General features: G+C 63.8%; 26 protein-coding genes. 18 read left to right on the top strand and 8 right to left on the bottom strand.

The features are described 5' to 3' along the window. Positions 1-4 precede the first annotated feature (4 nt). Complete coding sequence (locus HK353_RS13280) at positions 5-1360, bottom strand: AMP-binding protein (protein ID WP_173156843.1); 1356 nt, start codon at positions 1358-1360, stop codon at positions 5-7. On the opposite strand from HK353_RS13280, the gene HK353_RS13275 reads away from it, so the two are divergent. Then, on the top strand, positions 1353-2069 hold the full coding sequence (locus HK353_RS13275) for an SDR family oxidoreductase (RefSeq protein WP_245396006.1): 717 nt from the start codon (positions 1353-1355) through the stop codon (positions 2067-2069). The two genes, HK353_RS13280 and HK353_RS13275, sit on opposite strands and share 8 nt — an antisense overlap. Before the next feature lie 23 nt (positions 2070-2092). On the opposite strand, the gene HK353_RS13270 is transcribed toward HK353_RS13275, so the two are convergent. Further along, the gene (locus HK353_RS13270) at positions 2093-3478 is read right to left on the bottom strand and encodes an MFS transporter (protein WP_173156841.1); all 1386 of its coding nucleotides are present in this window, start codon (positions 3476-3478) and stop codon (positions 2093-2095) included. Between the two features lie 53 nt (positions 3479-3531). Beyond that, positions 3532-4491, bottom strand: coding sequence for a phosphotriesterase family protein (locus HK353_RS13265; RefSeq protein WP_173156840.1), 960 nt, complete (start codon positions 4489-4491; stop codon positions 3532-3534). Positions 4492-4668: 177 nt separating this feature from the next. On the opposite strand from HK353_RS13265, the gene HK353_RS13260 reads away from it, so the two are divergent. The 7 genes from HK353_RS13260 (at position 4669) to HK353_RS13230 (ending at position 11134) form a co-directional block, all read left to right on the top strand. Continuing rightward, a complete protein-coding gene (locus tag HK353_RS13260; protein ID WP_173156839.1) occupies positions 4669-5148 on the top strand; it encodes a MaoC family dehydratase in 480 nt (159 codons plus the stop codon). A gap of 14 nt (positions 5149-5162) precedes the next feature. Then, positions 5163-5945 carry an SDR family oxidoreductase gene (locus HK353_RS13255; protein ID WP_173156838.1) on the top strand — a complete coding sequence of 261 codons (783 nt, stop codon included), beginning with the start codon at positions 5163-5165 and terminating at the stop codon, positions 5943-5945. Between the two features lie 132 nt (positions 5946-6077). Continuing rightward, positions 6078-7085, top strand: coding sequence for an NADPH:quinone oxidoreductase family protein (locus tag HK353_RS13250; RefSeq protein ID WP_173156837.1), 1008 nt, complete (start codon positions 6078-6080; stop codon positions 7083-7085). Positions 7086-7126: 41 nt separating this feature from the next. After that, positions 7127-8350: an acyl-CoA dehydrogenase family protein gene (locus HK353_RS13245; RefSeq protein ID WP_173156836.1), complete on the top strand. Its 1224-nt coding sequence runs from the start codon at positions 7127-7129 to the stop codon at positions 8348-8350. Beyond that, a complete protein-coding gene (locus HK353_RS13240; protein ID WP_173156835.1) occupies positions 8347-9417 on the top strand; it encodes a phosphotransferase family protein in 1071 nt (356 codons plus the stop codon). The genes HK353_RS13245 and HK353_RS13240 overlap by 4 nt, the downstream gene beginning before the upstream one ends. Before the next feature lie 11 nt (positions 9418-9428). Continuing rightward, a complete protein-coding gene (locus HK353_RS13235) occupies positions 9429-10118 on the top strand; it encodes a TetR/AcrR family transcriptional regulator (protein ID WP_173156834.1) in 690 nt (229 codons plus the stop codon). Positions 10119-10162: 44 nt separating this feature from the next. Next, on the top strand, positions 10163-11134 hold the full coding sequence (locus tag HK353_RS13230; RefSeq protein ID WP_173156833.1) for an alpha/beta fold hydrolase: 972 nt from the start codon (positions 10163-10165) through the stop codon (positions 11132-11134). A gap of 169 nt (positions 11135-11303) precedes the next feature. Here HK353_RS13230 and HK353_RS13225 read toward each other — a convergent pair whose 3' ends face one another. The 4 genes from HK353_RS13225 to HK353_RS13210 form a co-directional block, all read right to left on the bottom strand. After that, entirely contained in the window at positions 11304-12689 is a 1386-nt protein-coding gene (locus tag HK353_RS13225; RefSeq protein ID WP_217278464.1) for a cation:dicarboxylate symporter family transporter, read from the bottom strand. A gap of 213 nt (positions 12690-12902) precedes the next feature. Beyond that, positions 12903-13208 carry a hypothetical protein gene (locus HK353_RS13220; protein WP_173156832.1) on the bottom strand — a complete coding sequence of 102 codons (306 nt, stop codon included), beginning with the start codon at positions 13206-13208 and terminating at the stop codon, positions 12903-12905. 38 nt (positions 13209-13246) lie between these two features. Next, positions 13247-14635 carry an alpha,alpha-trehalose-phosphate synthase (UDP-forming) gene (locus HK353_RS13215; RefSeq protein WP_173156831.1) on the bottom strand — a complete coding sequence of 463 codons (1389 nt, stop codon included), beginning with the start codon at positions 14633-14635 and terminating at the stop codon, positions 13247-13249. Positions 14636-14760: 125 nt separating this feature from the next. Next, complete coding sequence (locus HK353_RS13210) at positions 14761-14976, bottom strand: CsbD family protein (RefSeq protein WP_173156829.1); 216 nt, start codon at positions 14974-14976, stop codon at positions 14761-14763. Positions 14977-15315: 339 nt separating this feature from the next. Between HK353_RS13210 and HK353_RS13205 the strand changes: the two genes are divergently transcribed. The 7 genes from HK353_RS13205 (at position 15316) to HK353_RS13175 (ending at position 21299) form a co-directional block, all read left to right on the top strand. Beyond that, on the top strand, positions 15316-15975 hold the full coding sequence (locus HK353_RS13205; protein WP_342589927.1) for a TetR/AcrR family transcriptional regulator: 660 nt from the start codon (positions 15316-15318) through the stop codon (positions 15973-15975). 112 nt (positions 15976-16087) lie between these two features. Next, positions 16088-16516, top strand: a complete 429-nt coding sequence (locus tag HK353_RS13200) for a hypothetical protein (RefSeq protein ID WP_173156827.1) — start codon at positions 16088-16090, stop codon at positions 16514-16516. 145 nt (positions 16517-16661) lie between these two features. Then, positions 16662-17447, top strand: coding sequence for a TIGR04255 family protein (locus HK353_RS13195; protein ID WP_173156825.1), 786 nt, complete (start codon positions 16662-16664; stop codon positions 17445-17447). Beyond that, positions 17444-17959, top strand: a complete 516-nt coding sequence (locus HK353_RS13190; RefSeq protein ID WP_173156823.1) for a helix-turn-helix domain-containing protein — start codon at positions 17444-17446, stop codon at positions 17957-17959. Before HK353_RS13195 ends, HK353_RS13190 begins: the two co-directional genes overlap by 4 nt. A gap of 6 nt (positions 17960-17965) precedes the next feature. Next, a complete protein-coding gene (locus HK353_RS13185) occupies positions 17966-18841 on the top strand; it encodes a hypothetical protein (protein ID WP_173156821.1) in 876 nt (291 codons plus the stop codon). A gap of 27 nt (positions 18842-18868) precedes the next feature. Then, complete coding sequence (locus HK353_RS13180; RefSeq protein ID WP_342589926.1) at positions 18869-20608, top strand: sensor histidine kinase; 1740 nt, start codon at positions 18869-18871, stop codon at positions 20606-20608. Continuing rightward, positions 20556-21299 (top strand): response regulator, encoded by a 744-nt coding sequence (locus HK353_RS13175; protein ID WP_173156818.1) that lies wholly within the window; start codon positions 20556-20558, stop codon positions 21297-21299. The genes HK353_RS13180 and HK353_RS13175 overlap by 53 nt, the downstream gene beginning before the upstream one ends. Positions 21300-21446: 147 nt before the next feature. Here the strand turns inward: HK353_RS13175 and HK353_RS13170 are convergent, their stop codons facing one another. After that, positions 21447-21797, bottom strand: a complete 351-nt coding sequence (locus HK353_RS13170) for an ArsR/SmtB family transcription factor (protein ID WP_342589925.1) — start codon at positions 21795-21797, stop codon at positions 21447-21449. A 120-nt stretch (positions 21798-21917) separates the two neighbouring features. Between HK353_RS13170 and arsB the strand changes: the two genes are divergently transcribed. The 3 genes from arsB to HK353_RS13155 are packed head-to-tail and all read left to right on the top strand — an operon-like array spanning position 21918 to position 24995. Next, complete coding sequence (gene arsB, locus HK353_RS13165; protein WP_173156814.1) at positions 21918-23015, top strand: ACR3 family arsenite efflux transporter; 1098 nt, start codon at positions 21918-21920, stop codon at positions 23013-23015. Continuing rightward, complete coding sequence (locus HK353_RS13160; protein WP_173156812.1) at positions 23012-23494, top strand: arsenate reductase ArsC; 483 nt, start codon at positions 23012-23014, stop codon at positions 23492-23494. The genes arsB and HK353_RS13160 overlap by 4 nt, the downstream gene beginning before the upstream one ends. Continuing rightward, complete coding sequence (locus tag HK353_RS13155; RefSeq protein ID WP_173156810.1) at positions 23487-24995, top strand: NAD(P)-binding domain-containing protein; 1509 nt, start codon at positions 23487-23489, stop codon at positions 24993-24995. The genes HK353_RS13160 and HK353_RS13155 overlap by 8 nt, the downstream gene beginning before the upstream one ends. The last annotated feature ends 64 nt before the right edge of the window (positions 24996-25059 follow it).

Raw genomic sequence — 25059 nt, 5'->3', positions numbered from 1 at the left:
TGCCTCAGCCCGCCTCGGTGCTCGGGGTGAACATGCGCACGATCTCGCGCTTGAGGATCTTGCCGCTGGGTCCCTTGGGGAGTTCGTCGAGGAATTCGATGATCCGCGGGATCTTGTAGGCGGCGAGATTCTCCCGACAGAACCGCTCGACCTCATCGGCGTCGAGGTCGGAACCTGGGGTGCGGGCGATGACAGCCGTCACCTGCTGACCGTACTTCTCGTCCGGGGTGCCCACGACGCTGGCCTGATCGACCTCGGGGATCTCATAGAGGACCTCTTCGACCTCGCGCGGGTAGACGTTGTATCCGCCGTGGATGATGAGGTCCTTGATGCGGTCGACGATGAAGAGGTACCCGTCCTCGTCCACCCGGCCGAGGTCGCCGGTGCGGAACCAGCCCTCGGCGTCGAGCACCTCGGCGGTCGCCTCGGGTTTCTTCCAGTAGCCGGCCATGACTGCGGGTCCCCGCAGCAGTACCTCACCCACCTCGCCGGCAGACAGCTCATCGCCGCTGGTGGGGTCGACGGTCTTGACCTCGAAACCGGGCACCGCCGGACCGACGCTCGTGGGCTTCCTCGTCCCGTGCAGCGGGTTGAACGTGCCCAGCCCGGACGTCTCCGTGAGCCCGTAGCCCTCGGCCAGCGGTGCCGTGAAGCGATCTTCGACCCGACGGACCACCTCGGCGGCGATCGAGGCGCCTCCCGAGCTGATGATGCGCAGGTCCGGTGCGTCGCCCTCGGGGGCCTTCGCCAGTACGGACATCCACATCGTCGGTACGCCGGAGACGATGGTCGTCTCATCCTCGGCGAGGGAATCGATGAAGGCCTGCGGATCCCAACGGGGGAAGAGCGTCACCGGTGCACCGGCACTCATCGCCGGCAGCGTTACGGCCGCCAGACCGAACACGTGGAAGAGCGGCAGACCGGTCGCGGACCGATCCGACGGGGTGGCCTCGATCATTTCGCGGACGATGTCGGTGGCCGAAATGAAATTGCCCAAGGTCAGCATCGTCCCCTTCGGCTTGCCCGTCGTGCCCGAGGTATAGAGGAGCGCGGCGAGGTCATCCCAGGCGAAATCGGCACGATCGACGGTGACATCGGACTCGGCGCCCACCTCGGCGCGCGGACCCTCATTGCCGACGATGGCCAGGGTCCGGAAGCCGACATCGTGCTGCGCAGCCGCGGTCTTCCCTGCCTCGGCCGAAGCAGGGTGAGCCACGAGCACGCGGGCCTCCGAGTCGGCGAGGATGTAGTCGAGCTCCCTGACCGTCGAGAGCGGATTGACGGCGACGACCACCAGCCCGGCAGCGTGCGCACCGAAGAACTCGATGAGGAACTCCGGGCAGGTGGGCGCAATGAGCATGCTCGCCGACCTCGCTGAGGCGGTCGCGGACACCGCGACGCAACTGGGCCAACCGCACTGGACCGGGGACGTCTCCACGGCAACAGGCGTCGACGATCTGCTGGCCGCCGCCGAGAGCGAGCTCGGCGACGTCGAGCTCTACTTCGCTAATGCCGGGATTGCCGGAGCCCCCGGCATCGGCGGCGAACGCGACTGGGACCGCATCCTCGACATCAACTTGCGGGCGCACATCCGCGCCGCAGAACGGCTCGTACCCCGGTGGCAGACTCGCGGGGAAGGATATTTCGTGGCCACCGCCTCGGCGGCGGGACTGCTCACTCAGATCGGGCAGGCCGGCTACTCGGTGACCAAGCACGCCGCACTCGCTTTTGCCGAATGGCTGTCGGTGACCTACGGCGACGAGGGCGTGGGTGTCTCTGTGCTCGCCCCGATGGGAGTGAACACGAAGATCCTGTGGGGCGAGGACCCCGACTCTCTGAGTGCAGAGGAACTCGCCGCCCAGCGGGCCGTGTCCGAGGCCGGCAACGTCCTCGAACCGGCAGAGGTCGCCGAGGCGGTCATGGCCGCCGTCGAAGCCGAGACCTTCCTCATCCTGCCCCACCCCGAAGTCCTCGATATGTACCGGATGAAGGGCTCGGATTATGACCGCTGGATCCGCGGGATGCGCCGCTACCAGGCAAAGCTGCGTGGCAGCGGGGCTGCGGGCTGAGCCGACTACGCAGACTGGGCCGATTAAGCAGGCTGGGCCGCGACGGTCTCCGTGCGCAGGTGCTCACCGGGTACGGCCGTCGGGGACTGCCTGACGGATTTCGGGTTCGTCTCCTTCAAGGCCAGCGTCGACACGACGGTGATCAGCGCCATCGCACACACGAACAGCGTGATCCCCAGCGTCGATCCGTCCATCTTCGCGATCAGCCACGTCATGACGATGGGCGTCGAGCCCGACACGACGATCGCGCTGAGCTGATAGGCCAGAGAGACCGCGGAGAAGCGGATCTGCGGGGCGAACAATTCGCCGAAGTACGCGGCGATCGGGGCGTAGATGAGTGACTGGAACACGCTGGCCACGCTGATCGAGACCGCGAAGAGGACGATGTCCGTCGTATTGATCAGGGCGAAATAGGGGAACGCCCACGCCAGCAGGCCGACGCCACCGATGATGATGACCGGACGGCGACCGATCTTATCGGCGAGCCTGCCGCCGATCAGAATGGTGGCGATGCCGAACACGCAGGAGAGCATGGCGGCGATGAGCATCTGCCCGTAGTCCATACCCAGGTAGCTCGTGCCGTAGGACAGGGCTCCGGCGATCGTGATGTAGAAGACGCAGTTCGTTCCCGACAGTGTGCCCGCGGCCAGCAGTATCGTCTTCCAGTGCGATCTGATGGCCTGCCACAGCGGTGCCTGCACGACCTTCGGCTTGGCCGCAGACACCTCGTTCTCGAGCTGTCTGAACTCGGGGGAGTCCTCGACTCTGAGCTGGATGTACATGACGATCGGCACCAGCAGCGCCGTGGCCCAGAACGGGATCCGCCAGCCCCACGATACGAAGGCCGCCTCATCGACCGCGGACGAGACGATGACGAAGGCCAGATTGCCGAGCAGGGCTCCAGTGGGAACGCCGACCTGCATGAACGAGCCCGAGAATGCTCGGTGCTTGGGCCCGGCGGACTCGCTGAGCAGCAGCGCCAGCCCGCCCCACTGGGCGCCGCAGGCGATGCCCTGGATGAATCGGCACGTGACGAGCAGGACAGGGGCCATGAGGCCGATGCTCCCGGCCGAGGGCAGGCAGCCGATGAGGAAGGTGAAGACAGCCATGCCCAGCAGGGCGATGACCACCATGGGTTTGCGGCCGATCTTGTCTCCGAAGTTGCCGGCGACGAGCCCGCCGACCGGCCGCGCGATGAAACCGGTGGCGAAGGTCGAGAACGCCAGGAGCGTTCCGGTGACTCCGCTCGTATCAGGGAAGAATACCTGCGGGAAGACCAGTGCGGCCGCTGTGCCGTAGAGGAAGAAGTCGTACCATTCGATCGAGGAGCCGACGAGGCCGGCAGTTCTCAACCCAGCGTGTTTGTCCGGTTTCACCTGCGGATTGATGGTTTGTGCGTGGACTGACATGGGATTCCCCTCATCGTCGACAATGGTCCCTCAGTGCATATGGTCGATGGGTATTACTCGAAGTAACGGCGCGGGTTCTTCACCAGCATCGTGTCGATATCGTCTTCGGATACGCCCTTGTCCAGCAGCATCGGAATGACGTCGTCGCTGATGTGGCGGAAGTGCCAGTTCGGCTGGATCTGCGCCTTCTCTTCCTGAGTGAAGTAGTCGATATAGCACGCCGCATCGTGGGCTAGGGTGATGCGTTCGGCATAGCCGCGACGGACGAGTCCGACGATGGTGTCCACGCGTGGTTCGGTCGGCAGGTAGGCATCGATGCCGAACCGGTCCATGCCCAGGAACGATCCGTTCTCGGCGATCTGGGACAGGTAGTCGAGATCCGTCGAATCGCCCGAGTGGCCGATGATGACCTTCTCCAGATCCGCGCCCTCTTCCTTGAGCACACGCTGCGTGACCAGGCCGGAGCCGGTAGCCGGATTGGTGTGCACGGTGATGGGAGCACCGGTCTGAGCGCTCGCCTGACCCACCGCCCGCATCGTGCGCTCGACTCCCTCGGTGAGTCCGGGGGATTCGATGGCGCATTTGAGGAAGGCGGCCTTGACGCCGGTGTCGGCGATGCCCTCCGTGAGGTCGCGGACGAACAGTCCCACGAGGGGTTCCGGTTCGTCGATGAGGAGGCCCGGGCCGCGATGTTCGAACTGGTGGGGGAGGTCGGTGAATGTGTAGAGGCCGGTGGCCACGATGATGTTGAGGTCGGTATGCTCGGCGACTCTCTGGACCCGGGGGATGTAGCGACCGAGACCCACGACCGTCGGGTCGAAGATCGTATCGATCCCCGCGGCTTTGAGGTCATTGAGCTTGGCGACGGCATCGGCGATCTTCTCCTCGTCGTCCCAGGCCGTGTCGTAGTTCTGCCGCATCTCCTCGCTGAGGACGAAGATGTGCTCGTGGACGAGGGTTCGGCCGAGTTCGCTGCTGTCGATGGTGCCGGTGACGGTCTGGACTTCTGTCATGGGTGCCGCTCCTTTGCGTAGACGTCCCTGCCGTGAGACATGTTTCTGTTCCACCTTGAAGTGACCCAGCACACACGGCTAGTCTCAGACTAATGAATCTGAACTCAATTTCAAATACGATGATGATTCGGGTTTCACGGACCGCGCGTGACCCGTCGTACCCACGAAAGGCAGACAATGACGACTCCCATCAGGCCCACGACCATCGCCGACCTTGAATCGCTCGTCGGTGAGGAAATCGGTCCGACCAGCTGGCACACGCTGATCCAGGACGACATCAACTCATTCGCCGACCTGACGAACGACCACCAGTGGATCCACGTCGATGAGGAACGTGCTGCCGCTGGTCCCTTCGGCGGCACGATCGGTCATGGACTGTTCACCCTGTCGCTGGGGCCGGGGTTCATGGAGGAGCTCATGGCGTTCGACGGATTCGCGCACAGTCTCAACTACGGCTACGGCAAGGTGCGGTTCCCGCAGCCTCGACCAGTGGGTTCAAACGTGCGCATGCGGGCGACGGTCTCAGCCGTCGATGCACGCGGCACCGGGTCCGCACAGGTGACCACCACTCAGATCTTCGAAGCCGAGGGGATCGAGAAGCCGATCTGCGTCGCCGAATCGATCGGCTACTTCACCGAACACGAAGCAGACATCTGAACAAGGGAGTTTCCATGGACATGTCGACACTGTTTGCGCTGAAAGGGCGCAGTGCGCTGATCACCGGTGGCTCGCGCGGAATCGGCCGGATGATCGCCGAGGGATTCGTGCAGTCGGGCGTGCGCGTCTACATCACCGCCCGCAAGGCCGAGGCCTGTGACGCGACCGCCGCCGAACTGTCCGAACAGGGGACCTGCGTGTCCCTGCCCGGAGACATTTCGACGAAAGAGGGACTCGCCTCGGTGGTGGCCCGGCTCCGTGAGCACGAGACGAGTCTGGACATCCTCGTCAACAACGCCGGCGCCGCCTGGGGCGCCCCGTTCGACGAGTTCCCGGAGGACGGGTGGGACAAGGTCATGGACCTCAACCTCAAGGCGATGTTCTTCCTCACACAGGCACTCGCGCCCGACCTGCGGACCGCCGCGAGCTCGGGGAGCCACCTCGCCAAGGTCATCAACGTCGCCTCCATCGACGGTATCCGACCCAATCCGCTTGAGACCTACAGCTACCACGCGTCCAAGGCCGGGGTGATCCACCTGACCAAACGCTTGGCCTCCCGGCTGGCCCCGGACGGAGTGATCGTCAGCGGCATCGCTCCCGGGGTCTTCGGCACGAAGATGAACAAGGACGCCCGCGACCACGGCGACGAGGTGAAGACGAAGATCCCGGCAGGACGAATCGGCACCAGTGAGGACATGGCCGGAGTCGCGGCCTACCTCGCCTCCCGGGCCGGCGACTACGTCGTGGGAGAGACGATCGCCGTCGACGGCGGTGTCGTCGCCTCGTCTCGTCTCTGACGTCCTCGACGACGACCCAGTCGGCCGCCCCGCTGACGGCTTCACTCGCTGCCCCGCCCAGATCCGCTCCCGATCGACCGCCCTGACAGCATCACCCACGTGGCGAACCCAAACGAAAGGACCCCGACCATCATGAGAGCAATGCAGCTGAGAGCCACCGACGGCCCCGGCTCCCTCGAACTGCGCGACGTCGAAACTCCGACACCCGGGCCTGGCGAGGTCCTCATCGACGTCGCCTATGCCGGCGTGACCTTCCCCGAACTGCTCCAATCTCGCGGGCAGTACCAGATGCAGCCGCCGCTGCCCTACACAGTGGGGTCGGAAATCTCCGGAGCCGTGCGTGAGCTGGGCGAAGGCGTCACCGGTCTCAGCGTCGGCGACCGCGTCGTCGGGGTGGCGAACACGGGGGCCTACGCGGAGTCCATCGTCGTCCCGGCGGCCAGCGTCCTCCCGCTTCCGGAGTCCGTATCGCTGACCGCAGGAGCAGGAATGCCGATGAACCTACTGACCGCGGACTTCGCGCTGCGCGTGCGCGGGAGACTCGAACCGGGTCAGACGGTCCTCGTCCACGGCGCCGCAGGCGGACTCGGCAGCGCCCTCGTCCAGGTCGCCCGCGCCTACGGCGGAGAAGTCGTGGGCGTGGTCTCGACCGAGGAGAAGGCGGAGACGGTGCGCAGCCTCGGCGCTTCTCATGTGGTCTTGGCCGAACGGTTCAAAGACACGGTCAAGGACCTGCTCCCCGACGGAGTCGACCTCGTCGCCGACCCGGTCGGCGGTGAGCGGTTCACGGATTCGCTGCGCACATTGAAGACCTTCGGCACACTCCTGGTCCTCGGATTCACCGCAGGATCCATTCCCGAGGTCAAGGTCAATCGTCTGCTGCTGGGCAACATCTCCGTGGCCGGAGTGGGCTGGGGCGCGGCCCTGGCCGGACGCCCCGATATGGTCGTCACCCAGTGGGAGACGCTGTGGCCACATCTGAGTTCAGGAGCACTCGATCCGGCCATCCACACCGTGCTCCCACTGGAGAGGGCACCGGAGGCTCTCGAACTCATCGACTCCCGATCTGTGCGCGGCAAGGTCGTCCTCGAAGTCAGGGGAGAGGCCGGCAGAGCCGATACGAACGACCACCAGGGCTGAAACCACACATACGCCAGGAATCATCCGAGAAAGCAGGAACAATGGACTTCGCACCAGATGAGAAGACTCGTGACTATCAGGCCAGACTCAACGCCTTCATGGACGACTTCGTCTACCCGGCTGAGCCGGTCTACCACCGGCAACGGGCCGAGGCTGGGGACCCGAACTTCCACCCTCCCGTCCTCGAAGACCTCAAGCGTGAGGCTCGATCCCAAGGACTGTGGAACCTGTTTCTGCCGTACGACGAATGGGGAGCAGGACTGACGAACCTTCAGTACGCCCATCTTGCCGAAATCACAGGACGCAGTGCGGAGATCGCCCCAGAGGCCATCAACTGCAACGCACCCGATACCGGGAATATGGAGGTCCTTGCGCTCTTCGGGACCGACGAGCACAAGGAGAAGTGGCTCAAACCGCTGCTCAACGGTGAGATCGCCTCAGCGTTCTGCATGACCGAACCGGCGGTGGCGAGCTCCGATGCGACGAACATCGAGATGAGCATCGTTCCCGACGGAGACGACTATGTGCTCAACGGGCGGAAATGGTTCGCCTCGAACGCTCTGCACGCCAACTGTCAGGTCTTCATCGTCATGGGCAAGACCGACCCGAACGCCGAGACCCACCGGCAGCAGTCGATGCTCGTCGTCCCCAAAGACACCCCCGGCATCACCGTGGTCCGGGGACTGCCGGTGTTCGGCTACCTCGACCGGGAAGGCCACGCCGAGGTGGTGTTCGAGGATGTGCGAGTGCCGAAGACTGCGCTGCTGTCCGGTGAGGGCGATGGCTTCGCCATCAGCCAAGCCCGGCTGGGTCCGGGCCGCATCCACCACTGCATGCGCTCGATCGGGATGGCCGAACGGGCCCTCGACCTGCTCATCGATCGTGCTCAGGAGCGGGTCACCTTCGGGCAGCCGCTGGCAGATCGGGCGAACATCCAGGATTGGATCGCCGAGGCGCGCGTCGAGATCGAAGCCACCCGCCTCCTCGTGCTCAAGGCTGCGTGGATGATGGACACGGTCGGCAACAAGGAAGCGGCCACGGAGATCGCGGCCATCAAGGTCAAGGCCCCGAACATGGCGCTTAAGATCATCGACCGGGCGATCCAGGTCCACGGTGGCGGCGGAGTCACCGACGATTTTCCGTTGGCCAGCTTCTACGCCCATCAGCGCACCCTGCGTTTGGCCGATGGCCCCGACGAAGTCCACAAACGTTCGATCGCGCGGCGTGAACTGCGGCGCAGGAAGAACGCACGGGAGTCTCGATGAGCGTCGAACTCGATCTGCCGAGCCTGGCCGGCTGGATGCGGGACGCGGGCGAACCGGTGACCGGTTCGCTCCGCGGTGCCCGTGTGGGTCAGGGGCAGTCGAATCTCACCTACCGTATCGACGACGAGGCGGGCCGGTCCTGGATCGCCCGTCGGCCCCCGCTGGGACATCTCCTCGCCTCGGCCCATGACGTGGCCCGCGAGTTTCGGATCATCTCCGCACTGCAGTCGACCGGAGTGCCGGTGCCTGCCACCGTCGGAGTCTGTGAGGATCCCGCGGTCGCCGATGTCCCCGTCGTCATCATGGAACATGTCGAGGGAACCGTCATCGACGATGAGGAGGCCGCGCGCAAGCTCGCCCCCGAAGTACGCAGACGTCTCGGTCTCGAACTGGCTCGGACCCTGGCGAAGATCCACGTCGTTGATATCGACGCCGTGGGCTTGGGTGACCTGGCTTCGCGGAAGCCCTACGCGCCGAGGCAGCTGAAGAGGTGGAGCCGCCAACTCGAGGAGAGCCGGACCCAGGACCGCCCGGATCTCGACGCACTGACGACGGTGCTGACCGAGCACCTGCCCGACCCGGATGAGATCACTCTGGTCCATGGCGACTTCCACGTCCGCAACGTCATCATCGACGACGCCACCGGTGACATTCGGGCTGTTCTCGATTGGGAACTGGCGACATTGGGTGACCCGCTGGCCGATGTGGGCAGCTCGTTGGCGTATTGGACTCAGGCCGGCGAGACGCCCGATGAACCCCTAGCCCCCACGGCGGTGGACGGATTCCCGACCCGGGCCGAGATCGCTGCCGAATACCTGGCGGCATCGGGCCGCAGCGGGCGAACACTCGGTTTCTGGCACACACTGGGGCTGTGGAAGATCGCGATCATCGCCGAGGGCATCCGTCGTCGGGTGTCGGAGAACCCTGAGAATGCTGCAGCCCATGGCGTGCCCACAGCGCGTGACATCCAGGAACTCATCGATCAGGGATGGGCCGTTGCGCGGGAGAGAGCGGATTGGCATCATGAGGCACACTCACCGAGTTCGCACCGAAGAGATGGATTGTAGGATTGGCTGTCATGTCGATGACCGAAGATTCAGCTGAGGATCTGCCCACGCTCGTGGATGGCGCACTTCTGCGTGATATGCCGACGACCACGCGAGGAATCCGCACCCGAGCGGCCCTGGTCGCCGCCGCTCGAGTCGTGTTCGAACGTGATGGTTTCATCGATTCTCGGCTGACCGACATCACCAAAGAGGCCAAGTGCTCCACGGGCACGTTCTACACCTACTTCGACAGCAAGGAGCAGGCTTTCGCCGCTGTGCTCAATGAGGCTCAGGAGGACATGCTCCACCCGGGCCCGCCGCACAGCAGCGACGAAGAGCGCACCGTCGTCGAGCAGCTCCAAGCTGGACATCGTGCCTACGTCGAGTCGTATAAGCGCAATGCGAAGCTGATGTTGCTGCTCGAACAAGTTGCCGCGATCGACGCGAACTTCCGTCGACTGCGTCTGGACCGGGCGAGGGCCTTCGCTGAACGCAATTGTCGGTGGATCCAAAAGCTCCAGGACGAAGGCTATGTGGACCCGAGCCTCGACCCCCTCATGTCCGCTCGGGCGCTTTCGGCCATGGTCGGTCGGATGGCGTACTTCAAATATGCGGTCGAGGAACCGGGTTGGGGCAGTGACGAACTGATCGTGGAGACTGCGACGAAACTGTGGATCAACGCGCTGGGCATCCCCACCGACGGCTCCCGTCGCAAACAGTAGTCACCGGGCCGCGAATGAATCTTGATCAGCGAGGAGGCTGACCCATGGCAACATCGACGACGTCCCAGCCCTACAACGGTGCCCCGTTCGACAACGCATCCGTGGCCGCGCGCTTGGCAGAGCTGCCGACGACTGCCGCCGCCGAAGCTATGACTGTGTCCACTGACCAGGGTGAGTTCGCCGCTTTCCGAGCAACGCCCGCGCACCAGGATCCTGACCTCAGTGACGCGGTCCTTTTGCACGGGTGGCCTGAATTCGCCTCGTGCTGGGAGAAGACCGCAACGCTGCTCCTCGAGCAGGGTATGGGTGTGTTCGCGTACGACCAGCGAGGATATTCACCGGGAGTACGCCCGGATTCAGTCGGGGAGTATACGATAGCGCGCCTGGTCGCCGACCTCGACGAAGTCTCCCGCGCGGCGGGACTCGAACGCTTCCACCTCGTCGGTCATGATTGGGGTGGACTGGTGGCTTGGCCCTTTGCCGCGAACCACCCGCAGCGCCTGCACACCTGCACCGTCGTGTCGACCCCGCATCCCAGAGCGCTGGGCAAACAGCTGAAGACGGACGACGACCAGTACGAACGCATGGGCTATATGCGGTCGATCCAAGACCACCCGGAAGGAGTGGCCCGAACGTTGCTGCGCGATGACGGGAAGAAGCTGCTCGACCTCTACGGCGGAGCCGTCCCCGACGACCTCGCAGCCTCCTATGTTGCGCGATTCAGTGAGCCACGGGCTTTTCTGTTCGTGCTCAAGTACTACGAGGCGATGGATGGCCGTGATCGGACGCCGAGCACTCCCATCACGGTGCCCACGAGCTTCATCTGGGGCAGCGAGGATATTGCCTTTTCCCGCGCAACCGCAGAGCTCAGCGCTCGCTACGTCGAAGGGCCTTATCGTTTTGTCCCTCTCGAGGGCGCGTCCCACTGGCTCCCCGAATCACACCCGAACGACATCGCTTCCACGGTCATCAACCAGGCACGGGAACACGCAGCGGACCGCCTGAGATGTAATTAGTTTCCCGGCGGCCCGGAGGACCGCTGTGAACCCGCCAGGGCGTCAGCCGATGACATGACGATACTGCGCCCCCGCCTCGGCGAGGGGAGACGAAACACCACGGGTGCCGACGTCCTTACGATGAGGACATCGGCACCCGTGGTGGTTGTGGAGGGGGAGCGACCGAAGGTCAGTGCACTGTGACCTTTTCGCTTTCAGCGGGGCGAGCCGCCTCGGCGGGGGCACCGTGTGCATCCGGTTCGAGCGAGAGCTCATCGAACGGGTTGTCACCCGACAGGGTGGCGCGGGCGACGTCGAGGTCGATCTCGTTCGTCCACTTGCCGATGAGCAGGGTGGCCACGGCGTTGCCGGTGAAGTTCGTCAGTGCACGGCACTCGGACATGAACTTGTCGATGCCAACGATGACGCCCATGCCGTCGAGCAACTCGGGACGGTGCGACTGCAGACCCGCGGCCAGGGTAGCCAGGCCCGCACCGGTGACTCCGGCGGCGCCCTTCGACGCGATGATCATGAACACGAGCAGCGAGACCTGCTCGGGGATCGACATCGGCATGCCCATGGCCGAGGACACGAACAGCGAAGCCATGGTCAGGTAGATGGCGGTGCCGTCGAGGTTGAACGAGTAGCCGGTGGGCACGGTGATGCCGACGACCGGCTTCGAGACACCGGCGTGCTCCATCTTCGCGATGAGGCGCGGCAAGGCCGATTCGGATGACGAGGTGGAGAAAATGAGCAGGAACTCACGGGCCAGGTACTTCAGCAGCAGGAAGATGTTCAGACCGGTGACGATCTTGAGCAGACCGCCGAGGACGATGACGATGAACAGCGCACAGGTGAGGTAGAAGGCGCCCATGAGGGTCGCCATCGCTCCGATTGCGGCCCAGCCGGTCTTGCCGACGACCGCAGCGATCGCACCGAAGGCACCGACGGGAGCGGCCCACATGATCATCATCATGAGCTTGAAGACCACGGCCTGGATGTGCTTGATTCCGGTGAGCACGGGCTCGCCGGCCTTGCCCATCGACTGCAGCGCGAATCCGACGAGGAGTGCGAGCACGAGGGTCGGCAGCACCGGGATGTCACCGGGGATGAGGCTCATGAGGAAGGCGACCATTCCGGTCTCCTCACCGCCGGAGGCCTCTTCGTACGGCTGGAGGTGGAGTCCATCGCCGGGGTGGATGAAGTTGCCGACGACGAGGCCGATGACCAGGGCGAAGGTCGCCATGACCAGGAAGTAGATGAGGGCCAGTCCGCCGACCTTGCCGACGGTGGCCGCCTTCGCCACGGAGCCGACGCCGAGGACGATGGTGCAGAAGATGACCGGGGCGATGATCATCTTGATGAGCGCGACGAACGCCTTGCCCAGCGGTTCGAGTGCGATTCCCGCCTCGGGGGCGATGAGCCCGATGGCGGCACCGGCGAACACGGCCACGATGACCATGATGTAGAGCCAGTGAGTGCGATCCTTCTTCCGCTGCGGGGCTCCCGGTTCAGGAGCGTTCGCCGCGGCGGCGATCTCCTTGTCGAAGGAGCCGCCCTTCTGTTGTGGCGACATTGCCATGATTCCTCCAAATGCTGTTCGCAACCTCACCCGTCGGTGGATGTGATTGCGCGCGACTGCTGGCCGCGGTAGTTCTGTACCCGACAACAGTGCCAGCCGATGTGACGGGTGTCTCGGTTGCGTTCATAGTGTTCACAGGAAGAGTGACGCGCCGAGGCAGGAGTATGGCCAGGGAAGACGGGCCGGGGAGGATCGGCCGGGCGACGGTCAGGCCTGCGGCTCCTCCGCGTGCTGGTGATCGGCATCGGCACGCGGTGCCCGCTGTTCGAGGGCCTTGAGGCCGATGGGGCAGGTGATGGTGAGCTTGAGGCGTCGGCTCTTCGCGTCTTCGACGGCGCGCCGCATGAGCTCCCACCGGTGGCGGTCGGCCTGTGTGGGCTCGATAGCTTCACAGTAGATGAACATGACCTCATTGTCGTCGGGCTCGAGTTTGTAATGGAGCGCGGCCACGAGTCTGCCGGGAAGGTAGAGGTCGTACTTCGAGGATTCCTGGTTGTTGAGCATCGTGTACATAGTGGTCTCCTGGGGTGGGTCGGTCAGAATGGTCGGTGTCACCAGTCGCTGGGCGACAGAGCCGCCGCAGATGCTGGGTCTCGCAGGTCATGGAGGAAAGTTTGCGCCCAGTGGCGGACGTCGAAAGCGGCGACGGTGTCGGCCATCGCATCCATGCGCTTCCGGGCCTCGTCTTCGCTGAGCGTGGCCGCGTGATGGATGGCCGCCTTCAGGCCGGCCCGATCATGGGGATTGACGATGATGGCTTGGTCGAGTTCTTCGGCGGCTCCTGCGAATTCGGAGAGGACGAGTGCACCGCCCCTGTCTCGGCGGGCAGTGACGAATTCCTTGGCCACGAGGTTCATCCCATCCCGCAGGGAGGTGACGAGCAGGATGTCGGCGGCCAGGTACAGGGCGACGGCTTCCTCTGTCGAATGTGAGTGGTGGGAGTAGTGGATGACATCGCCGCCGAGAGTGGAGAACCTCCCATTGATGCGCCCGACCGTATGTTCGACCTCGTCGCGCAGGTCCTGGTAGGCGCGCACGCCTTCGCGAGAGGGGACTGCGATCTGCGCGAGACAGGTTCCCTGCGCATCGAGCAGTCCGTCGTCGATCAGCTCCTCGAAAGCCCACAGCCGGTGCAGGATTCCCTTCGAGTAGTCGAGGCGATCCACCCCGATCATGAGGGTGGCGGGATCGCCCAGGTCACGGCGAAAGCATCGGGCCATCTCCTGTACCGCCGGGGATTCGGCCGCGGCCCGGATCTCCTCGACGTCGATCGAGATCGGGTACGAGCCGACGCGGCCGCGAAGTTCCTCGGGATCCATGCCCAGCAGCTCCTGCATAGCCTGGCGGGCCTTAGCGGCATCGGCCTCTCGCTGGAGACCGATGACATCGGCCCCGAGCAGGCCGCGGAGGATCTCGTCACGCCACGGCAGCTGGGCCATCTGCTCGACGGGAGGGAACGGAATATGGCAGAAATATCCGATCCGGATGTCCGGTCGTTGAGCACGGATCATCGCCGGTACGAGCTGGAGGTGGTAATCGTGCACCCAGACTGTCGCCCCAGTCTCGGCGGCCTCGACCGCGGCCTGTGCGAATCGGGCGTTGACTTCCCGGTAGGCCCGCCACCATGAGCGGTGGTACTGCGGCGCGACGATGAGGTCGTGGTGCAGCGGCCATAGAGTAGCGTTGCAGAATCCCTCATAGTACTGCTGATGTTCGTCGTGGCTGAGCGAGACGGGGACGAGGCTCATCCCGTCGAAGTCGAAGGGCTCGAGGCTGTCGTCATGTGTGTTCGCCCAGCCGACCCAGGCTCCGGCTTGCTCGCGCACGACGGGAGCCACGGCTGAGACCAGCCCGCCGGGCGAGGCTTCCCACGCCCCGTCGATGCGGTCGACGGGGAGGCGATTGGCCACCACGACGAAAGCATGGCGGTCAGTTCCCATCATCTTCTCTTCTTCTCGTGCCGCCGGGACGGATCGTACCGGCACGCCGACTTCTGGGGCATGAGATCTGAAAGCATGGCCGAAGGGCGGAGGCGGACAGTGCCTCCGCCCTCCAGCCGCGTCCCTCAGTTCTCCGGTGAGTCCTTGAGCGAGTCCTTGACGCCCTTCAGCGAGTCCTTGGTGTCGTCGCCGACCTGCTTGATCTTGCCCTTGGCCGCGTCGGTCCTGCCTTCGGCTTCGAGGCCTTTGTCGTCGGTGACCTTGCCTGCAGCGGTCTTCGCTTTGCCCTTGAGCTCTTCAGCCTTGTCAGAGACCTTGTCGGTCTTGTCGTGAGAATCCATGATTCGTCCTTTCGTAGAGATCGGTGTGGACGTACTGCTCTGTCGAGCGCTATTCATGTTTACGGCGTAATCAACCTAGCAGACCGGGCTTTCGCTCCGCAACAGATCGGGCGACTCGGACGCATCAGAACCCTGCGGTGCCGCTTCGGCGGTACCTGAGGTTTGAGGGCTTACCCTTGTGCGGCGAGGTCAGCGTAGGGTGATACCTTATTCATCCATGAGATGTTTACACTGTAATCGTCCTTCGGAAATACCTCTCGCTTCGTCAGGTGCAACGCGTAGAATGTCGCAAGACGCCTCCCCAGCCGCGACTTCTCAGACGAGGGAAAGAGGGTGCAAGTGGTCCAGCAGCGACTCGACCGGACTCAGATCGTGGAATCAGCTATCGCCTTCGTTGATGCCTGCGGTCTCGGCGAGCTCACGATGCGCCGCCTCGGAACGGTATTGGAAGTAGAGGCGATGGCGCTGTATCGTCACATTTCCGGACGTGCGGATCTTCTCGAAGCCATGGTCGACGAGCTCATCGACGGTCTCTTCGACGACGAACTCATGACCGAGGACGCTCACTCCTGGGAAGAGTACCTGCAGCGAGTGGCCAATGCCACGCGCAAGCTCGCCATCGGCCACCCGCGGATCTTCCCGCTCATCGCCACTCAACCGCCCGCGGCACCCTGGCTTCGACCGCCGCTGCGCAGCGTGCGCTGGGTCGAGGAATTCCTGTCGTCGCTGCAGCGCTTCGGCTTCTCTGACAGGGACGCCGTGGCTGCGTACAAGTCATTCACGAGCTTCCTCGTCGGAGCGCTCCTCCTCCATGCCGCCTCGCTGACCCCGGAAGCCATCGGGGACGAAGACGCTGAAGCGTCATCGGAGACGGATCTGGGGCAGTACCCGACGGTCCAGCGTCTCCAGGATCTTCTGAGGGAAGACCATACGCAGCGCGAATTCGACGATGCGCTCGATGACCTCATCGAGCGCATCCGCACGAGCAGAGACAAGTAGATCTTCCCATCTGGCTGTTCCCGATCCACGCTGCGGGGAGTGAGCTGTGGCGTGCCAGCGCCCTCACGGATAGTCTTGGCTCAGTGACGATCCGATTACAAAGGAGCAGGATATGAAACTCAGCACCGCACTTCTGCGCGCAGTTCCCGGCGCATTCATCCTCAATTCGGGCATCGGCAAGCTCGGTCTCGACGAGGAATCCGCGGCCGGACTCCAGCAGATGGCCGCCAACGGTGTGCCCATGGTCGAGAACATGACCCCCGCCCAGTTCGGGAAGTTCCTGTCCTACGGTGAGATCGCCGTCGGCTCCGCCCTGCTGCTGCCGTTCGTGCCTACCCGCATCGCCGGTGCCGCGCTGACGACCTTCGCCGCCGGCCTCGTCGCGAACTACTTCTCCATCGATTCGATGACCAAGGACGACGGCATCCGCCCGGCCGAGGACGGCACCGCAGTGGCCAAGGACACTTGGCTGGCCGCAATCGGCTTGGCCCTCCTCATCTCCGGCGGCAGCAAGAAGAAAAAGAAGAGCGTTAAGAAGTAATGGCGTCCCTCCCGGCCCCTCCATGGCGGGGCCGGGGGCGATTCCGGGCTCACCGAGGCGGAACCCTGGCCAGGCGGCTCGGTATCTGATGTGAATCGCTTTCGATTGCTTCACACCTATTGAGGTGTGAAGTAGAGTGTGAAATGTGACCTCAAATTCGCTGACTCCAGATAATCGGCGAGCAGAGCTGAAGAATCCTCCGCTCGCTCGAGTTCTCGCGCAGGTTCGCTGGCCCGATCTGACGGCCTTTGACTTGGACCAAGTAGTCGCTCGCATCGTTGACGATCTTGGGTCTGTCTACCCGTTCAAACGCGAGGAGACAGAATTTGAAGTTGTGGTCAATCAATCCGGTGGTGTTCAAGAGCAAAGCCGAGGCAGGATCGTACGTTTCTTTTCAGGGGACGAACGGTGGAGCCTCGCTGTTGGTCTGAATTTCATCGCTCTAGAGTCGACTGATTACACGAATCACGGCGATTTTGTGGCTCGGTTGTTAGCCGGTTTAGATATCGTGAATGAGTGTGCGACTATTCCTCGCTTCAGCCGTATTGGATACCGGTATACGAATCGAATCGTCGGCCAAACAGACCTGAGTAGTTTGGAAGAACACTTCGTCCCAGCGGTACTTGGTGGGCACTCAGTATCTCCCAGGAGAGCTGACTTGGTGCATAGCATGACAGAGTCCGTCTATCGGGTGGAGTCGTCCTTTCTTTTGGTGCGATCCGCACGGCTAGGTGAAGGGCAATCGATCGATCCCACCCTTTCCCCAGTAGACGAGCCGAGCTGGATCCTCGATTTGGACGCGTACGAAGAGGGCCGACTGGATAGCGAACGTGGGGCGGTCCAGACACAGCTGTACCGACTGTCAGGAATTGCGTCGAACCATTTCGGCGATGTGGTGACTGAGCGGTTCTACGAGAGGTACGACCAATGACAACTACAGATTTCTCACGGGAAGAACTCTTCCTTACACGAGGTCTGCCAATGGCGACAATGTCTATTTCCGGGACGTCGATCCCGGTCATGCTTGTTTGCGAAGATAGTTCACTCCAACCGACTTCCAGCGCTCATCCGACAGCGTCAAATAGCTCAGCCGATAAACCGTCCAGCATCGAAGAACTTGCTCCGGCTCATGCTGAGATCGAGACCACTGCAGACCTTGTCAAGCAGATAAAGTCTCGCGGGTCGTATACCTGGGATCAGGTTGCCAAGCTATTCGGTGTTTCCAGGCGTACAGTTCATCTGTGGGCTTCAGGCGGACGGATCTCGGCTGCAAACGAAGAAGCGCTCGGTCGCGTGATGAAGCAGATCGAAACAATTGAGGAAGTCGGCGGTCAGGGCGCTCGGCTCCGGTTCCTTGCATTGCTCGATCAGCAGCGTTCGCGCTACGCATCTACTCCCACTGACATCAACAGACCTGCTCCGACCTACTCGCCGGAGCCATAGCGAGTCATGGGCGAGGACTATTTTCAGGAGCTCCGACAAGGAAGTGTTGTCGAATATTCGGGGCATGCCGGCCTTGCAGGTCCGCATGTGGTCGTTTCGCAAACCTGTGACGTAGTCCTTGCTAAGCGTGAATACCTCCAGGTCGCTCCGTTGGTCGAGCTGGAAGGGGGCGAACGCGCTCGAGCTCTCAACCACGAAAACCCGCGGTTTCCGCGAGTAGGTCAAGGCAGTGACTGCTCGTTCGCTGATCTCGCTCGAATTGTGAGTGTGCTCAAGTCCGAAGTCGATGGCTCGCCAGTGTGCCGTGGCTATGAGTTCGCCACAGAAGCTGACTCCAGAGATTTCGGTCTTTCCATTGGACGTTGGTTCGGGCGCTTTGCAGTGCCTGACAGCGTGCATTATTGGCTTGCGCCGCTCCAGAGGCTTGTGAGAAGCAAACATGAGAAATCCGAATCGCCGATTGGTCGAGTGCTGAATCAGGTGGCGGAAATCCGTGTGGAGTCCAACGACTGGAACTCTTCCGGTATGCAGTTGACCATTCACGTCATTGTTGACGCAGGTAGATTGCCTTCACTTCCCGACGAAATGGACGAACTGCCTGACCTGAGCACACAGCCTCGGGACGCAAATGCGTTGGCAGAACAGATTATTCGCCTCGAGCCGGGGGAGGATCCCTTCCTCGTTAGCGCCCTGTGGAGCATGTTTGCTGAAGCTCTCGCAGCCAAATGTGTCCCCGGGAAGTCACAGTACATCGAAGGGGTCGCTTCCGCTGTGTCCGAAGTTGTTGGTGAGGTGCATTCGGACGATGAGTTCCCGCTGTCGAAGATGAGGAAGTCGGAGCAGCTGGACATTGATTTCCTCTCACCGCCCGTTCCCTTATGACCAATGATTGCTGACTTCGTGAGGCCAGTGAACAGTGTTGAACTCGGACGGACACCACGGCGAGGTCGGGAGCGATTCCGGGCTCGCCGAGGCGGAACCCTGGCGAGGCGCCTCTTCCTCGTCCAACTCGTCCTCATCGTCCTCGTCTGCACCGCGCTGTCGGTGACGAGCTACGTGACGACGCTGAACAACATCCGGCACGCCACCGGAGAGCGGGCCCTGTCCATCGCGGAGACGCTGGCCCACGATCCCTTTGTCACCGAGGCTGTGACCGGGGACGATCCCTCCGCTCGGTTGCAGCCATATGCACTGACCGTCATCGATTTCGCCGAGGTGGATTTCGTGACGATCATGGACCGCGACGGTACCCGCTACACCCACCCCGACCCAGATCAGCTGGGCAAGACCTACCTCGGCAGCACTGCAAAAGCCCGGGCAGGGCAGACCCAGACCGAAGAATACGTGGGCACATTGGGCCCATCGGTGCGCGCGATCGTGCCGATCACGGACGCCAGCGGCGAGGTCACCGCCATGGTCGCCGTCGGCGTGACTCTCGAGACCCTGTCGGTCGCGCAGGCGGCCTCCCTGCCGCAGATCATCCTCGTCGGCCTGGCCGCGCTCGCCCTCGGCGGACTCGGCTCCTGGCTGCTCGCCCGCTACCTGCGCCGAGTCACCCTCGGCTACGGTCCCGAGGAGCTGCGTCGGCTGTTCGCGTTCTACGATTCGGCTCTGCATTCCCTTCGCGAAGGTCTCATCCTCGCCGACGATTCCGGCCGGCTCGTCCTCTACAACGATGAGGCCGCGTCCCTGCTCGGTCTTCCCAAGGTGGAGGAATCGACGCCGATCTCCCTCGCCGAGGTGGCGCTGCCCTCATCTGTCCGCGACCTTCTGACGACCGGTCGGGACGCCGTCGACGAAATCCACTTCACCGAGGATCGCGTCCTAGTCATCAGCCAGAAACAGGCGCGTCAGCCGCGCGGCGGGCGAGACGAGGGCGGAACGGTCGCGACCCTGCGCGATCGCACGGACATACAAGAGCTCACTGGAGAGCTGGCGACGATGACCACTCTGTCCGAGGCCCTGCGCGCCCAGACCCACGAACATGCCAACCGTTTGCACACGGTCTCCACGCTCATCGAACTCGGCCGGGTGCAGGAGGCGCTGGACTTCGCAGTCAAGGATGAGCAGGAATCACAGCGGCTGACGGATTCCTTCGTGGCCTCCCTCGACGAACCATTCATCACCGCGCTCATGATCGGCAAGGCCGCGCAGGCCAATGAGCGCGGCATCGAACTCACCGTCACCGCCACCGGCGAACTCCCTCCCGAACGACTCGACGCTCGCGACCTCGTCACCGTTGCTGGCAACCTCCTCGACAATGCCTTCGACGCGGTCGCGGACTCGGTTGAGAAGCAAGTGTGGGCGGACTTCGTCGCCGCTGACGGGGAGCTCATCATCACCATCGCGGATTCCGGAGCCGGAGTTGTGGGGGAGGACATCGAGGCGCTCTTCCATCTCGGCGCCTCGGCGAAACCCGAGGTCGCAGGCGTGGGACGGCACGGATTCGGACTCGTCTTGGTCCGGCAGGCGGTGAGCCGCCTCGGCGGACATATCGATGTCGATTCCGATGGCGGTGCGATCTTCACGGTGACGCTTCCGCTACGGGACATCGCCGCGGTCGGCGACTGCGATTCTTCCGAGAACCACACCACTGATGGTGAGGATTCGAGTCAGGATCGGGCGGAAGGAGACTCACGTGAGCGATGATGCCGCGCTGCGGGTCCTCATCGTCGAAGACGACCCGACGACGGCGCAGGCGCATGCGGACTTCGTGGCCCGTGTGCCCGGGTTCGAGGTCGTCGGAACGTGTCTGGGTGGGCACGAGGCGATCGAACGCTTCGACGAACTCGCCGCGGCCGGGACGCCAGTCGATATCGTCCTCCTCGACATGAACCTCACGGATTCGCATGGCCTAGAGGTGGCTGGGCGGCTGAACTCGCGCGGTCAGGACGTCGACATCATCGCGATCACCGCGGTGCGGCACCTGCAGGTCATCCGGTCGGCGATCTCGTCGGGTATCACGCAATACCTCATCAAGCCATTCACCTTCGCGTCGTTCCGGGAGAAGCTGGAGAACCAGCGGGAGTTCCGGCGCGGACTCAGCGGATCGGGTTCGTTGGCGACTCAGGCTTCGGTGGACAATGCGCTCTCAGCCCTGCGGTCGGTGTCGTCGACGACCCTGCCGAAGGGGCTCATCGTCGAGACTTTGGAGGCCGTGTCCGCGTTCGTTCGCGATTCCACGGTTCCGGTCTCCGCCACCGAGGTGGGGCGTCGGCTTGATCTGTCCAGGGTCACCGTCCGTCGGTACTTGGAGCACCTCGTCTCGACGAAGCAGGCGATCAAGCAACCTCGGCACGGGACTCCGGGGCGGCCGGAGTACGAGTATCGGTGGGTGTGAGGAGTGTTGTCCGGGACGCTGAAGAACCGGTTGTCCGCGCTCTACCGCAAGCTCGGCGTGCGCAGTCGCGCCGAAGCCGTGGCGCACGTCCACCGGCAGCGGTAGGGCCAGGTCGCCTCGGCGAAAGAGTCCTACCCGTGCGCCGCCTCAGCCGGGGGAGAGGAATTCGGAGAGACGGTTCAATGTGGCGGCCTCGAGCGAGTAGTACGACCAGACGCCGCGCTTCTCACGGTGCAGGACCCCGGCATCGACGAGGATCTTCAGGTGGTGGGAGACGGTCGGCTGGCCGAGACCGACGGGTTCGGTGAGATCGCAGACACACGCTTCCTGCTGTTCATGTGCGGCGATGAGTGAGACCAGGCGCAACCGGGTCGGGTCGGCCACTGCTTTGAGGATGCGCGCGAAGTCGTGAGCGTCTTCGATGCTCAACGGCGAGACGGTCAGCGACGGGCAGCAGACGTCCGCCTCGGCCGGAGAGAGTGTGGGTTGTGTGGTCACTCTTCCATTATGCGCATACATTGACATTTGTCGATGCCTTGTGGTCCTATCGTATCGATGAACTTCAATGCGTCGGCGCATGCGCCCGGCGCAGAGCCGACTCGGACCTCAAGGGGGACCATGCACTCCACGGCGACTACCCACACCGATTCGCCGGTGGCGGCGAAGATGTCGACGCTGGATCGCCTCCTGCCGCTGTGGATCTTCGGCGCCATGGCGCTGGGTCTGCTTCTGGGCAGGGTTGTGCCCGGCCTGGCGGAGGCCTTGGACTCGGTCAAGGTCGCCGACGTCTCCCTGCCGATCGCCATCGGCCTCCTGGTGATGATGTTTCCGGTGCTCGCCAAGGTCCGGTACAACGAGACCGGGCACGTGCTGGCCGACAAGAAGCTCATGGTCACCTCCTTGGTCATCAACTGGTTGGCAGCTCCGGCGTTCATGTTCGTGCTCGCCTGGCTGTTCCTTCCCGACCTGCCCGAATATCGCACCGGACTGATCATCGTCGGGCTGGCCAGGTGCATCGCCATGGTCCTCATCTGGAACGACCTGGCGTGTGGCGACCGCGAGGCCGCCGTCGTGCTCGTGGCCGTCAACTCCGTATTCCAAGTTCTCGCATTCGGTCTCCTCGGCTGGCTCTATCTGCAGTGGCTGCCGAATCTGCTGGGGCTGCCGACGACGAGCAGCGAGTTCTCCTTCTGGGCGATCACCGCGAGCGTCCTCGTCTTCCTCGGAATCCCGCTTCTCGCCGGCTTCCTCACACGCACGGTGGGGGAGAAGGCGAAGGGGCGTCAGTGGTATGAAGATCGCTTCCTCCCGAAGGTCGGGCCGTGGGCGCTGTACGGACTGCTGTTCACCATCGTCGTGCTCTTCGCCTTCCAAGGTGACGAGATCACCTCTCACCCGGGCAATGTCGCCCGCATCGCCCTGCCTCTGCTCGTCTACTTCGTCGTCGTCTTCGCTGTCGGGATGGTCATCGGCAAAGCCCTGAACCTGGGCTATGAGAAGACGACGACCCTGGCATTCACCGCTGCCGGCAACAACTTCGAACTCGCCATCGCAGTGGCGATCGGGACGTACGGCGTCGCCTCGGGGCAGGCGCTCGCCGGAGTCGTCGGCCCGCTCATCGAGGTGCCCATCCTCGTCGCCCTCGTCTATGTCGCGCTCTGGGCGCGACCCCGTTTCTTCCCCTCACCCTCTGTTCAAGGAGCGAATCGAGCATGAGTCTCACACAAACGCCAAAGCCGAGTGTCCTCTTCGTCTGTGTGCACAACGCCGGCAGGTCCCAGATGGCGGCCGGATTCCTTCGGGAACTGGGCGGGGGAGACATCGAAGTGCGGTCCGCCGGAAGCGCACCGGCCGAGTCGATCAATCCCGTCGCAGTCGATGCTATGCGGGAGCTCGGCATCGACATCACCCGCAACAGCCCCACTCTGCTCGACGCAGATACCGTGCGCACCTCGGACGTCGTGATCACGATGGGCTGCGGCGATGCGTGCCCGATCTTCCCCGGCAAACGATACGAAGACTGGGTTCTCGACGATCCCGCAGGTCAGAGCCTGGAATCGGTGCGCCGAATCCGTGATGAGATCCGGACCCGAGTCGAAGCCCTCATCGTCGATCTCGCCCCCGACGCTGGGACGAAATCCACACAGTCGACGACCACGTCGAACCCCATCGCCGAGACGGCTCCCAATGACTGATTTCGCGCTCGCAGATCTGCCGGTCGCCGTGATCGGTTCCGGTCCCGTCGGCCTCGCGGCCGCGGCCCAGCTGGTCCGACGTGGGATCCGACCGCTCGTCCTCGAAGTGGGATCGTCCGTCGCGGCGGCAGTGGCCGAATGGGGTCATATCGGGTTGTTCTCTCCGTGGAAATACAACATCGACGTCGCGGCCCGCAGCCTGCTGGCACCCACCGGTTGGCAGGAACCCGACGGCGAGCACCTTCCCACAGGGGACGAACTCATCCGGGACTATCTCTTTCCGCTGGCCGAGACAGATGGACTCCGGGACGCCATCCTCACCGATACCCGGGTTGTGGCAGTGAGCCGAGTCGGACTGGACCGGACCGGCACCGCGCAGCGTGAATCGACTCCCTTTCTTGTTCGCACTCAGAACTCCGATGGAACTACGGCGGACTTCCAGGTCAGGGCGGTCATCGACGCTTCGGGGACATGGGAGAGCCCGAATCCGATCGGGCAGTCCGGGCTCGCAGCGCCCGGCGAAGTCGAGGCTCGTCGCAGCGGGTTCGTCACCTCGCCTCTGCCCGATGTGACCGGCCGTGACCGTGAGCATTTCGCCGGGAGGCGGACTCTTGTCGTCGGTGGAGGGCATTCGGCGGCGAACACGCTCTTGGCACTGGCGGAGCTGCGTGCGGAAGTGCCGGGCACGCGAATCGGCTGGGTGCTCAGGCGCGCAGACCCGGCATCCGTCTACGGTGGGGAGGACCAGGACGGTCTGCCGGCTCGCGGAGCCCTGGGCGCGCGGCTCCGCCGTCTTGTCGAAGACGGGGCCATCGATGTGCATGCCTCCACGACGATCACCGGGTTCGCCGCCGACGGTGGTGGCACCGTGGCTGCCGAGACCGGCGGAGAGTCGGTGACGCTCCACGCCGATCGGGTCGTTCCCGCCACCGGCTTCCGTCCGGACCTGGGATTCCTGCGCGAGATCCGGTTGGACCTCGACCCGGTTGTCGAAGCTCCGCAGCAGTTGGGGCCGCTCATCGATCCCGAGTATCACAGCTGCGGAACGGTCCCTCCGCATGGTGCCCGGGTGCTGGGGCATCCGGAGCCGAATTTCTACATCGTGGGCATGAAGTCCTACGGGCGTGCCCCGACGTTCCTCATGTACACCGGTTACGAGCAGGTCCGTTCAGTTGTCGCAGCGATCGTGGGAGACCACGAAGCTGCGGCCCGAGTCGAACTCGTCCTGCCGGAGACGGGCGTGTGTTCCGCTGACATCGGATCTTCGTGTGATGCGCCTGCCAATAGACCCGGTTTTGTCGACTTGGCCGCAGCCGACGTGCCGGACGCAGTTGGAGCAACGGGCGCTGCCGACGTCGCCGGTGCACCGGACGCAGCCGATAGCGTCGACGTCGCCGGTGTACCGGACGCCGGCGGATGCTGCGGACCTGCGGAACCGGTTGTGATCGGGATCCCCACGGGGACAGAACACGGGCGATCAGGAGAGAGCGGGAACGGCTGACCCGCGGGCTCGGCTTCCGCTGCCACGGCGGGCTGACTCGTCGGTTCGGCATGCGCCGCCACGG

It is taken from the genome of Brevibacterium permense (assembly GCF_013280495.1).
In the GTDB taxonomy this organism is placed as follows: domain Bacteria; phylum Actinomycetota; class Actinomycetes; order Actinomycetales; family Brevibacteriaceae; genus Brevibacterium; species Brevibacterium permense.
Note: the sequence above shows the minus strand (reverse complement) of the source record. Positions and strands in the feature narration are given on the sequence as shown.

Bases quoted from the DNA above. Each gene is read 5' to 3' on its own strand.
- HK353_RS13250 (WP_173156837.1), top strand. From the start codon at position 6,078: ATGAGAGCAATGCAGCTGAGAGCCACCGACGGCCCCGGCTCCCTCGAA.
- HK353_RS13185 (WP_173156821.1), top strand. From the start codon at position 17,966: ATGGGCGAGGACTATTTTCAGGAGCTCCGACAAGGAAGTGTTGTCGAA.
- HK353_RS13275 (WP_245396006.1), top strand. From the start codon at position 1,353: ATGAGCATGCTCGCCGACCTCGCTGAGGCGGTCGCGGACACCGCGACG.
- HK353_RS13225 (WP_217278464.1), bottom strand. From the start codon at position 12,689: ATGTCGCCACAACAGAAGGGCGGCTCCTTCGACAAGGAGATCGCCGCC.
- HK353_RS13260 (WP_173156839.1), top strand. From the start codon at position 4,669: ATGACGACTCCCATCAGGCCCACGACCATCGCCGACCTTGAATCGCTC.
- HK353_RS13270 (WP_173156841.1), bottom strand. From the start codon at position 3,478: ATGTCAGTCCACGCACAAACCATCAATCCGCAGGTGAAACCGGACAAA.
- HK353_RS13240 (WP_173156835.1), top strand. From the start codon at position 8,347: ATGAGCGTCGAACTCGATCTGCCGAGCCTGGCCGGCTGGATGCGGGAC.
- HK353_RS13255 (WP_173156838.1), top strand. From the start codon at position 5,163: ATGGACATGTCGACACTGTTTGCGCTGAAAGGGCGCAGTGCGCTGATC.
- HK353_RS13200 (WP_173156827.1), top strand. From the start codon at position 16,088: ATGAAACTCAGCACCGCACTTCTGCGCGCAGTTCCCGGCGCATTCATC.
- HK353_RS13210 (WP_173156829.1), bottom strand. From the start codon at position 14,976: ATGGATTCTCACGACAAGACCGACAAGGTCTCTGACAAGGCTGAAGAG.
- HK353_RS13160 (WP_173156812.1), top strand. From the start codon at position 23,012: ATGAGTCTCACACAAACGCCAAAGCCGAGTGTCCTCTTCGTCTGTGTG.
- HK353_RS13175 (WP_173156818.1), top strand. From the start codon at position 20,556: ATGGTGAGGATTCGAGTCAGGATCGGGCGGAAGGAGACTCACGTGAGC.
- HK353_RS13265 (WP_173156840.1), bottom strand. From the start codon at position 4,491: ATGACAGAAGTCCAGACCGTCACCGGCACCATCGACAGCAGCGAACTC.
- HK353_RS13280 (WP_173156843.1), bottom strand. From the start codon at position 1,360: ATGCTCATTGCGCCCACCTGCCCGGAGTTCCTCATCGAGTTCTTCGGT.
- HK353_RS13235 (WP_173156834.1), top strand. From the start codon at position 9,429: ATGTCGATGACCGAAGATTCAGCTGAGGATCTGCCCACGCTCGTGGAT.
- arsB (WP_173156814.1), top strand. From the start codon at position 21,918: ATGCACTCCACGGCGACTACCCACACCGATTCGCCGGTGGCGGCGAAG.
- HK353_RS13230 (WP_173156833.1), top strand. From the start codon at position 10,163: ATGGCAACATCGACGACGTCCCAGCCCTACAACGGTGCCCCGTTCGAC.
- HK353_RS13190 (WP_173156823.1), top strand. From the start codon at position 17,444: ATGACAACTACAGATTTCTCACGGGAAGAACTCTTCCTTACACGAGGT.
- HK353_RS13155 (WP_173156810.1), top strand. From the start codon at position 23,487: ATGACTGATTTCGCGCTCGCAGATCTGCCGGTCGCCGTGATCGGTTCC.
- HK353_RS13215 (WP_173156831.1), bottom strand. From the start codon at position 14,635: ATGGGAACTGACCGCCATGCTTTCGTCGTGGTGGCCAATCGCCTCCCC.
- HK353_RS13220 (WP_173156832.1), bottom strand. From the start codon at position 13,208: ATGTACACGATGCTCAACAACCAGGAATCCTCGAAGTACGACCTCTAC.
- HK353_RS13245 (WP_173156836.1), top strand. From the start codon at position 7,127: ATGGACTTCGCACCAGATGAGAAGACTCGTGACTATCAGGCCAGACTC.